A 9,368-nucleotide genomic window follows, 5' to 3' on the forward strand; every position below is an offset into this window, starting at 1 on the left:
CGGAGTGTGCCTTCGTCTCCCGGACAGAGTCCACGACCGAATGTCCACGTGTCGCCTGTACCGACCCTGAGGCCAAGGCTTGAGTTGATCCACCAAATGAGCCATCGTTCGGCAACTCGGCCACAGCCTTGCAATGTGAGCTGTGATGAACGAGAAAAGCCCCGAGGCGAGTCGGGGCTTTTCTGTGCTCACAACCTCAAGGAAGGGGGCGTGCTGCCATTACACCAGCGCCGTAAGCCCACATCGATTCGATTACGTACTGCCAGAACTTGCGTCCCGACGATTGCGACCGCCAGGCGGTCGCGTGGTTGTAGAACTTCTTCGTTATGTTTGCTCTCATGGGGGACTTCCTCTCCTGGTTGTCGTTGTCATCATGGGTGTTGGCTCTTGACCAGTCACTCACTAGGCGAACGACGCCGAGAATCAGCAGTGCCACCACAACCTCAAGGATGACGCCCCATTTTTGAAGTGGGTCCACCCCCAGCTTTCAGGCTGCGAACCCGACGATTCTAGCAGGCTATCGACATGCAGCGGCAGGAGAAATTGGAGGTTTAATTAATTTCTGATCCGTGAGGATTTCGGTTCGCGCGCAGCGATGGTCAACGCGCCAAAGCACGTGCTGCGGAGTTCCGTCGCAAGGTGGTCGCGGTCGTCGGCAAAGGCGAGGCTCCGATCAGTGCATCGCGAAGGACTCCGGGATGTCCGAGTCCTGTCTGCAAGTCGAGCTGAAGATCGCCGACGTCGAACACGTCCCCAAATGGGCGAGACCTAGGCCTAGGCGAGCGAGCTGCGCGCAGCGCGCATACGGGTCCGAGTGCTGGAGCTGGAGCTGGAGCTGGAGCTGGAGAACAGCTATCACGTCGGGCGGCCGCTTATGAGGGCCAGACCGCTCCCACGTGATGTTCCCACGGGTCCTTGACCTTGCCGCTGATCCGATCCTGATGGCGGTGACCTGCTGGGTGCGGGGCTTCTCGAAGCAGCGCTTATGTAAATGACGCGCCGATTCGGTCTCGCAACGCGCTTGCGACAGCACCCACCTCGTCACTACCGCCATCCATCTGAATGTCGATGAGCCGGTAGTCGGGTAAAGGTTTAGCGCCGACGGGCTCGCGGCCGAGACCGGCTTGAGTGCGTCGGAGCGGCGAATCGGGCGCTTGTGCTCCGAGCAGCGGGTCTGATCTCTCTTCGTCAAAAAGTGCGTCCACACCGCGAAGCTCGCCCGCCCGCTCACGACGATGTGGTCGAGCTGGACTCACCGCCTAGCGGCCCTAGCTGCTCTGGATCACCGGCATCACCGACCACTCGACGAACGAGGGCGAGCTTTTATGCGATCAAGCATGTTCGCTCGAGGCGGATCGTCGGCTGCTCAAGAAACTCGAGGATGACCACAGACCTGGCCGTCGCGGCTCTTCGCAAAGTCGAAACCTTATGCGCTCCGGTCGGGACGGCGCTGCATTCCGACTAAGGGTCGCAGTTCCGGACGAGCGAGTTCGTCGAGCCGCTGCGCAGAAGTGGAATTATCGGGTCGATGGGACTGGTTGGCGCCTCTGAGTATTAACCGGCGATAGAGGGCTTCTTCTCGCTGCTGCAGAAGAACGTCCTCGACAAGGGCCGCTGGCACACAAGGCAGAAACTGCGGCTATAGATTGTGCCCTAGATCGAGCGGACATATGATCGCCGAGGCAGGCGGCGAGAGCTCGGCAGGCTCACCTCGATCGAGTTTGAGACGATCAACACAGGAGCCTCTCACGCGGCGTCAAAAGTCGAACAAAACGAATCCACGAAACCTCCAGCAATCCCATCAGAGGCTTTAGACTTCAGGCGTCGGCAGGAGAAGAAGTTAGATTTTCGCCATGAATACATATTCCCGCAGGTGCGCACGACGGGCCAGGTTATGGGAAGCGACCGAAACAGATATCGCGCATCGGACGACAGCGCGGGATCGGCGGCTCCGATCGGTTAGGAGAGGTCACGTCGTGGTGACACTTCAGACCTTCTAACCAGGAAGTCTCGGAATCCCCGTGCGTTTCCGAGATATATGGTCGGGCTGACAGGATTTGAACCTGCGACCCCTTGACCCCCAGTCAAGTGCGCTACCAAGCTGCGCCACAGCCCGAGAAAACTGTTGCTGAGCAACCGATTCCTTGGTGTTGCCCCGACCGAGGCAACTCAACGAGCATAGCGGATCTCAGGGCGTGCTGCGTCCACCTCGAGCCGCGCCAGTCCCCCACGAGACGGCCGGGTGTGCCAAATACTCAGATCTCGCATACATGAGACATGATCTTCTTCGTGGGGATCGCGGAGTGGACGCAGGGCGAGCATCGGCGACGCCTCGAACTCTGGAGCACCCTCACCGAGACAGGTACCGCCGAGGGGCTCGCCCCTTCGACCATTCGCGACATTCGCCTCTACGCCGGGCAGGCCGGCATCTTCTTCGACGGTGACGGCATCTGGAACACCGGCGGCCCAGGCCGCGTCGCACTCACCCTGAAGCTGACCGACAAGACCTACGCCGACAACGCGACCGACGATCAGCTCGACTACCACTACCCGAGCACCGAACGGCACCCCAGCTTCGACCGCAACGAGATCGCCTCCGTCAAACGCGCCCAGGGCCTGGGCCTCCCCCTGTTCGTGACCAGCCCCAACCGCCTCCAGAAGTCCCGCACCGACGTCCGCCTCGGCTACGTCGACTCCTACGACGACGACGAGGCCATGTTCTTCGTCACCTTCGTCGAATCCGTCCTCCCCCTCGCAACCCCCGACGAGCTCCCCACCACCGACGACGACGCAGCCCTCTTCGGCGGCCTCCCCGAGCAGACCCTCCGCCTCGTCCAGCAGCGCACCCAGCAACGCCGCTTTAAAATTGACGTCCTGAACCGCTACGGCGAGAAGTGCGCCCTCTGCGACATCACCACCCCGCGCCTCATCCAGGGCGCCCACCTCATCCCGAAGAGCATCGGCGGCGCCGACGACGCCCTGAACGGCCTCCCCCTCTGCCTCAACCACCACACCGCCTTCGACGCCTTCCTCCTCCGGATCGCCCCTGACGGCAGCGACATCACCTACGCCCCAGGAGTCTCGAAGTCCCTCCTCCAGGTCACCCGCGACGACCTGACGCACTTGCCAGCCAAGCCTTCTGCCAAGGCGCTGAGCCGCTTCTACCGCACCGACGCCGCCAAGGCCGCCTTCGCCACCTGGGCCTGACCAGCCCCGAGTGTTGCGCCGGGTTACAGCACCCGCGCGCGCAACACGACGTCGCACCTACCGTCAGGGCATGCCCACCACCGCGACCACCGCCTCCCGCGCCCTGCCGATCTCGGTCCGCGGCGTCGGGCGACGGTTCGCCCGCGACGTGCTGCGCGGGGTCGACCTCGAGGTGGCGGCCGGCGAGATCGTCGCCGTGCTCGGGCCGAGCGGCTGCGGCAAGTCGACACTGCTGCGCCAGATCGGTGGACTCGACGTGCCCGACAGCGGCAGCGTCGTCATCGACGACTCCCCCAGCCGGCCCGCCGACCAGCGGTGCGCGATCGCGTTCCAGGAGCCGCGCCTCCTGCCCTGGCGCACCCTCCGCGACAACGTCGCCCTCGGCCTCCCCAAGCGCAAGACCGACGGCAGCAAGCCCACGAAAGACGAGAACCGCGCCCGCATCACCGAGCTGCTCGACCTCGTCCAGCTCGGCAGCGTCGGAGGGCACCGCCCCCGCCAGATCTCCGGAGGCATGGCCCAGCGCACCTCCCTCGCCCGTGCCCTGGCCCGCGAACCGACCATCCTGCTGCTCGACGAGCCGTTCGGAGCCCTCGACGCCCTCACCCGCCTCCGCATGCAGGACCTCCTGCTCGATGTGCACGACGCGCTGCCGACCACCGTCGTGCTCGTCACCCACGACGTCGACGAGGCCCTCTACCTCGCCGACCGCATCGTCCTCCTCGACGACCTCGCCGCGGCCGACTCCACCCCCGACACCGCCCACCCCACCAGCATCCGCCGCGTAGTCGACGTCCCCGGAGCCGGCCTCGGCCGCCGCGATCGCGACGACCCCGCCCTCGCCACCCTCCGCCACGACCTGCTCGCCGAGCTCGGAGTAGTCCGCACCCCCCGCGCCACTCCCGCCCCCTAGACCATCCCCACGAACCGCACCGCCCCCGACAGCACGGAGACGACACGATGACGACCCGCACCTCCCCCACCCGCCGCACCCGCACCTCCTGGGCCGGCGCCCTCGCCCTCACCGCCGCGACCGCGCTCGCCCTCACCGGGTGCGTCGCCGGCGAGGACGCCCAGGGCGACGCGGCCGGCGCGGGCACCGGCTCCGACGACGCGGCCAGCACCAGCACCAGCGGCGAGTGGTCCACCGACACCCTGAACATCGACTTCGCGACCTACAACCCCCTCAGCCTGATCGTCAAAGACCAGGGCTTCATCGAAGAGGCGCTGGGCGACGACGTCGAGGTCACCTGGACCCAGTCGGCCGGCAGCAACAAGGCCAACGAACTGCTGCGCGCCGGAGCCGTCGACGTCGCCTCCACCGCCGGTTCCGCCGCTCTGCTCGCCCGCTCGAACGGCTCGCCGATCCACACCATCGACATCTACTCGCAGCCCGAGTGGTCGGCTCTCGTCGTCCCCGAAGACAGCGACATCACCGACGTCGACGATCTCGAGGGCAAGACGATCGCGGCCACGACCGGCACCGATCCGTACTTCTTCCTGCTGCAGGCGCTCGATGAGGCCGGGCTCAGCGCCGACGATGTCACGATCGAGAACCTCCAGCACGCCGATGGACGCGCCGCTCTCGAGAACGGCAGCGTCGACGCCTGGTCGGGCCTCGACCCGATCATGGCCGCCAGCGAGGCCGAGTCGAACACGAAGCTGATCTACCGCAACGTCGACTTCAACACGTACGGGTTCCTCAACGCGACCGAGTCGTTCATCGACGAGTCGCCCGACGTCGCCCAGGTCGTCGTCGACGCCTACGAGAAGGCCCGCGCCTGGGCGGAGGACAACCCCGACGAGACCGCGAGCATCCTCGCCGACGTCGCCGGCATCGACCCCGCCGTCGCCACCAGCGTGCTCGAGCGCACCCACTTCGACGTCGACCCCGTGCCCGGCGACGACCAGCGTGCCGTCCTCGAGGTCGTCGCGCCGATCCTCGTCGAGACCGGCGACGTCGCCTCGCAGGGCACCGTCGACGACGCCCTCGACTCGCTCTTCGAGCCCTCCTTCGCCGAGGAGGCCGACCCGTCGTGACCGATCTCGTCTCCGGCAGCACCCGCGAGGCCGACGCCCGTCAGGCCGTCCGCGACGGGACCGTCCCTCCGACCGCAGAGGTCCCCGAGGAGGCGCGCCGCACCTCCTCGGCCCCCTCCCGTCGCCGACGCCTCCCCCTGGCACTGCTCGGGGTGCTGTTGCCCGTCGCCGTGCTCGCCGCCTGGCTCCTCGCCACCGGCGTCGGAGGCGTGCCGAGCTATCGCGTCCCCTCGCCCCTCGACGTCTGGACGGCCGGCGTGCAGCTCGCCGGCACCGGGCAGCTCGGGCAGTACGTCGCGATCTCGGTGCAGCGGGTGCTGATCGGCTTCGCCGTCGGCTCGCTGATCGGACTCGTGCTCGGCGCCGTCGTCGGGCTGTCGCGGGTGGGCGAGGCCGTGCTGGCGCCGTCGATCGCGGCCGTGCGCGCGGTGCCTTCGCTCGCGTGGGTTCCGCTGCTGATCCTGTACCTCGGCATCGGCGAGGACTCGAAGATCACGCTGATCGCCATCGGCGCGGCGTTCCCGGTGTTCACGACCGTCGCCGGGTCGCTGCGTCACGTCGACCCGCACCTCGTCGAGGCGGGGCGGGCCTACGGACTGCGTCGGGTGTCGCTGTTCACGCGGGTGCAGCTGCCGGCGGTGATCCCGTCGCTGGTGTCGGGGCTGCGGCTCGCGCTCGCGCAGGCGTGGTTGTTCCTGGTCGCGGCGGAGCTGATCGCGTCGTCTATGGGGCTCGGGTTCCTGCTGACGGAGTCGCAGTCGAACGGTCGCGTCGACCGCATCTACCTGGCGATCCTGCTGCTGGCGCTGCTCGGGACGCTGAGCGACACCGTGCTGAACGTGGTGCAGCGCGTGGCGCTGCGCCGCTGGCGCTAGCCGCCCCGCTCGCGCCAGCCGGCCCCCTCGCGCCAGCCGACCCCCTCGCGCCAGCCGGCCCCCTCGTGCCAGCCGACCCGCTCGCGCCAGCCGGCCCGCTCGCGCCAGCCGGCCCCCTCGCGCCAGCCGACCCGCTCGCGCCAACCGACCCACTCGGCCGCCTCATGAACCGCGTTCGCGAAGATGAACCGCGATCTATCGCAGTTCAACTTCGCGAACGCGGTTCATCGGAGCACGAGCGCCCAGCGCGGTCATCGCCTCGACGATGCCGCGGGCCGCACCGGCTTGGGGAATGCGGCGCGCATGTGATCGCTGGTGAGCAGATCGCCGATGCCGATCATGAGCAGCGAGAACACGATCTGCTCGACGACCATCCAACCGGGGTAGAGCCCGGGGATGGTGGCGACGATCAGGGTCACGATCGGGAAGATGCGGCTGAAGAGCCTGAGTCGTGCGTACGCCCAGTAGTAGCCGAGCTGGGCGCGCCAGGCGAAGACGTAGAGCGAGGCGGTGATGAACAGGACGACGGTCGACCGGAACCACACCGCCCACGGGACGTGCTCGCCCCGGCTGGCGAGGACCGCCGCGATGAAGATCGCGGTCAACCCGACGACCGTCTCGCCGAACAGCAGCCATCGGATGCCCCCGAAGCTGCGGACGGTGCGCGGGTGCTCGCGCATGTCCTCGTGGATGACGTAGCCCGCGTGCCGCCCGCCCGCGAACCGGTCGAGCTGCAGCCGCTGCCACACCCGGTCGGCGGCCGCCGACAGCCCGGTCACCGAGGAGGCGCGGTGCCACAGCCCAGCGCCCGTCACCTTCGCACCTCGCCCACGCGTCTCACGAGAGACAATGCTGCCCTACCCGCGCCCTCCCCGCGCTCCGACTGCTCGGGATCGGCGGTGGATCACGCTCAGTAGCTCGGCCCTCGGACCTCGCCGGGCTCGATGTCCGCACTCGGCGACATGGTGGAGAGGTGCGCCGACCGACGGTCCAGGGCCATGGACAGGAAATACACGGATCCTCCCGGCCCGGTGATCACCAGCTGCGGGGAGCCGTCGGGCATCTGATCGCGTTCGGCGGTCCAGCCGTCACACCCTCCCCAGTCGTCGACCGCCGTCTCGAAGTACGGCTCGGCGTCGACAGGCCCGGTGAAGACGATGTCCAGGTGCCCGGCCCAGTGATGGGTCCCGTCAGAGGAGGTGAGGATGCTGCCCTTCGGGTTCTGCACCACCGACGCGACGAGGGGCTGCGGAATGACCTTCGCCACCTCCAGAGCCGTCTCCTGCGTCTGTTCTTTCGCCTCCGCCAGGGCGACTCCTGCGGTCGTCTCCGTCATGTCCACCTGCTCCGTCATCTCCACCTGCTCCTCCTTCTCCGTCGAGCATCCGCAGATGACGAGAGCTGCAGCGAGAACGACCGACGGCACGAACACGGACGTCAGTCTCACCGCGTCACCAGCCGTTCGATCCGCTCGAGTGCTTGCAGATTCCGGGCATTGTTCTGCGCGATGAGCGAGTGGTTCTCGACCAGGATCTCCATCTTCCGTTCGAGTGACGTCGTCAGAGCGAGTTCCGCATCATGCGGACCCTTCAGGAGTCCCTCGTTGTCGAACGCCCAGTGGTTGCCAGGGTTCCTGCCGCTCCACACCTGACCCGACCACTGCGCGACCTGCAGGAAGTCGAGGTAGCGGTAGTCCGTGTAGGTCGTCCCCTCGCGGGGCTGCCAGGTGCTCGGCATGCCCGCGCCGGCCAGGGACACGACGTGGTCGTAGTGAGCACCCGCCACCTCCGACGACGTCACGTTCGCCAGGCCCCAGCTGTGCCCGATGCCCGCCTCGCTGACGAGCGCGGGGTCGTAGGACTGCCGGAGTCCGTTCTGCAAGCCGACGAGCCGGGCGGCCGTGGGCTCTGCCAGGACCGGCACATTCGCCTCGGGGATCGTCTGCGGGAATCGCCCGTCTTTCGCGACGAACGTGACCGTCCGTCCGTCACGCGCGGCGAACCAGTCCCCCACCTGCTGCACGCCTCGTGGCTCTCGATAGAACGAGTCCAGCGTCGTCCCGGTGCCTGGCACGTAGGTGATGATCGTCGTCGTCTCGGGGCCGAACTCGCCGATCATCTCGATGATCCGATCGGCGGCCGGGTCGAAGAGATACAGCTGCACGGTAGGAGGCTCGGCGACGGCCCCCTCGAGATAGGCCCGCTCTCGCGTCATCGCCGCGATCTCGTCGGCGGTGAACCGGGCGCCAGGTGGCCCCCCGGAGGCCATCATCGCCTCGAGCTCGTCGCGACGACGTCCGGCGTTCACCCGGTTCGCGAGCACCCGCGCCGACGGCGGCAGACCATCGAGCGACCCGACCACCATGGGCGCCCCCACCACCAGCGCCGCCTGCTCAGGGCTCAGCCCGTCGTCGTCGATCGGCCCTGTGCGACCCAGCTCGTCCCACCACGCTCGCACCCGCTCGGGGTCGGCCCGGAACGCCTTGTCGACCAGCTCGGGGTGGTCGTCGAGCAGCAGCCCGAGATCCGTCCGTGACAGCCCACCCAGCAGCGCCAGCAGCTGCTCGGCCGACGGGGTCGCGACCGCCGCCTCGCCGATCGCCCGCAGTCGACCGATCGCGACCGGGTCCGTCAGCTCGTCGATGCATCGACGATCGGCCGCCGCCCGCTCGTGCTCCAGCTCGTCGACGGCGCGCTCGACGGCGCGCAGCTCGCGCTGGTCGTCGTCGATACGACGCTGCAACGTCGACCTCTCGCCCGCCCGGAAGTCGACCGCCGCGGCGACCCCGGTCGGATCCGCCACCGCCAGCTCGGCTGCCTCGCGCGTGATCGCATCGACCCGCGCCTCCCCCAGAATCAGCGACGTGTGCGCCTTCGTGCGCCGCGCCTCCAACGCCCGCAGCCGGTCTTGGATCGCCTCGACCGCACGCGCGTAGACCCGCAGAGACGACGCGTGCCGCTCGAGCCCGGCGGCCAGCGCCGTCAACTCGGCGGCGACGTCGGCGGTCGCCGCCGCGAACTCCCGCCCCGAACGCCCCTGCCACGAACCGGCCGCCCACGACGCCGCCTCTCTCAGCTGGAAGGCGGCCAGCTCGTGGTCGTCGGCCTTCAGCGATCGCGCTCGTGCGGCCCGCTCGATCGCCTCGACCGATCCCGACCCCGGACCGGCGCCCGATCCCGTCCCGCCGAGAACCCCCGTCGCGGTCATGGACGGCCCCCCGCCGCAGCCCCGACCCCGGTCCCGGCC

The 9,368-nt window shown here is 68.2% G+C and carries 8 protein-coding genes and 1 tRNA gene; 4 read left to right on the top strand and 5 right to left on the bottom strand.

Going from position 1 to position 9,368, the window contains the following annotated elements:
* Positions 1-2,039: 2,039 nt before the first annotated feature.
* Positions 2,040-2,116, bottom strand: a tRNA-Pro gene (locus tag ACZ6JE_RS13085).
* Between the two features lie 161 nt (positions 2,117-2,277).
* Between ACZ6JE_RS13085 and ACZ6JE_RS13090 the strand changes: the two genes are divergently transcribed.
* From ACZ6JE_RS13090 to ACZ6JE_RS13105, 4 genes are all read left to right on the top strand, one after another.
* Complete coding sequence (locus tag ACZ6JE_RS13090; RefSeq protein WP_464319231.1) at positions 2,278-3,207, top strand: HNH endonuclease; 930 nt, start codon at positions 2,278-2,280, stop codon at positions 3,205-3,207.
* A gap of 70 nt (positions 3,208-3,277) precedes the next feature.
* Positions 3,278-4,120 (top strand): ABC transporter ATP-binding protein, encoded by an 843-nt coding sequence (locus ACZ6JE_RS13095; RefSeq protein WP_464319232.1) that lies wholly within the window; start codon positions 3,278-3,280, stop codon positions 4,118-4,120.
* A 47-nt stretch (positions 4,121-4,167) separates the two neighbouring features.
* A complete protein-coding gene (locus ACZ6JE_RS13100) occupies positions 4,168-5,247 on the top strand; it encodes an aliphatic sulfonate ABC transporter substrate-binding protein (protein WP_464319233.1) in 1,080 nt (359 codons plus the stop codon).
* Positions 5,244-6,122, top strand: a complete 879-nt coding sequence (locus tag ACZ6JE_RS13105) for an ABC transporter permease (protein WP_464319234.1) — start codon at positions 5,244-5,246, stop codon at positions 6,120-6,122. The genes ACZ6JE_RS13100 and ACZ6JE_RS13105 overlap by 4 nt, the downstream gene beginning before the upstream one ends.
* Here ACZ6JE_RS13105 and ACZ6JE_RS13110 read toward each other — a convergent pair.
* The 4 genes from ACZ6JE_RS13110 to ACZ6JE_RS13125 form a co-directional block, all read right to left on the bottom strand.
* A complete protein-coding gene (locus ACZ6JE_RS13110; RefSeq protein ID WP_464319235.1) occupies positions 6,119-6,331 on the bottom strand; it encodes a hypothetical protein in 213 nt (70 codons plus the stop codon). The two genes, ACZ6JE_RS13105 and ACZ6JE_RS13110, sit on opposite strands and share 4 nt — an antisense overlap.
* Positions 6,332-6,373: 42 nt before the next feature.
* Positions 6,374-6,937 carry a hypothetical protein gene (locus ACZ6JE_RS13115; RefSeq protein WP_243216188.1) on the bottom strand — a complete coding sequence of 188 codons (564 nt, stop codon included), beginning with the start codon at positions 6,935-6,937 and terminating at the stop codon, positions 6,374-6,376.
* Between the two features lie 95 nt (positions 6,938-7,032).
* Positions 7,033-7,458 carry a hypothetical protein gene (locus ACZ6JE_RS13120; RefSeq protein ID WP_464319236.1) on the bottom strand — a complete coding sequence of 142 codons (426 nt, stop codon included), beginning with the start codon at positions 7,456-7,458 and terminating at the stop codon, positions 7,033-7,035.
* A gap of 107 nt (positions 7,459-7,565) precedes the next feature.
* Positions 7,566-9,368, bottom strand: a 1,803-nt coding sequence (locus ACZ6JE_RS13125; RefSeq protein ID WP_464319237.1) for an AAA family ATPase, incomplete at its 5' end; no start/stop codon positions are given.

This window comes from Frigoribacterium sp. AC759 (assembly GCF_979256015.1).

What these genes read in the sequence shown, in the direction of transcription:
- ACZ6JE_RS13090 (WP_464319231.1), top strand. Translation starts at nt 2,278, where the DNA reads ATGATCTTCTTCGTGGGGATCGCGGAGTGGACGCAGGGCGAGCATCGG.
- ACZ6JE_RS13095 (WP_464319232.1), top strand. Translation starts at nt 3,278, where the DNA reads ATGCCCACCACCGCGACCACCGCCTCCCGCGCCCTGCCGATCTCGGTC.
- ACZ6JE_RS13100 (WP_464319233.1), top strand. Translation starts at nt 4,168, where the DNA reads ATGACGACCCGCACCTCCCCCACCCGCCGCACCCGCACCTCCTGGGCC.
- ACZ6JE_RS13120 (WP_464319236.1), bottom strand. Translation starts at nt 7,458, where the DNA reads ATGACGGAGACGACCGCAGGAGTCGCCCTGGCGGAGGCGAAAGAACAG.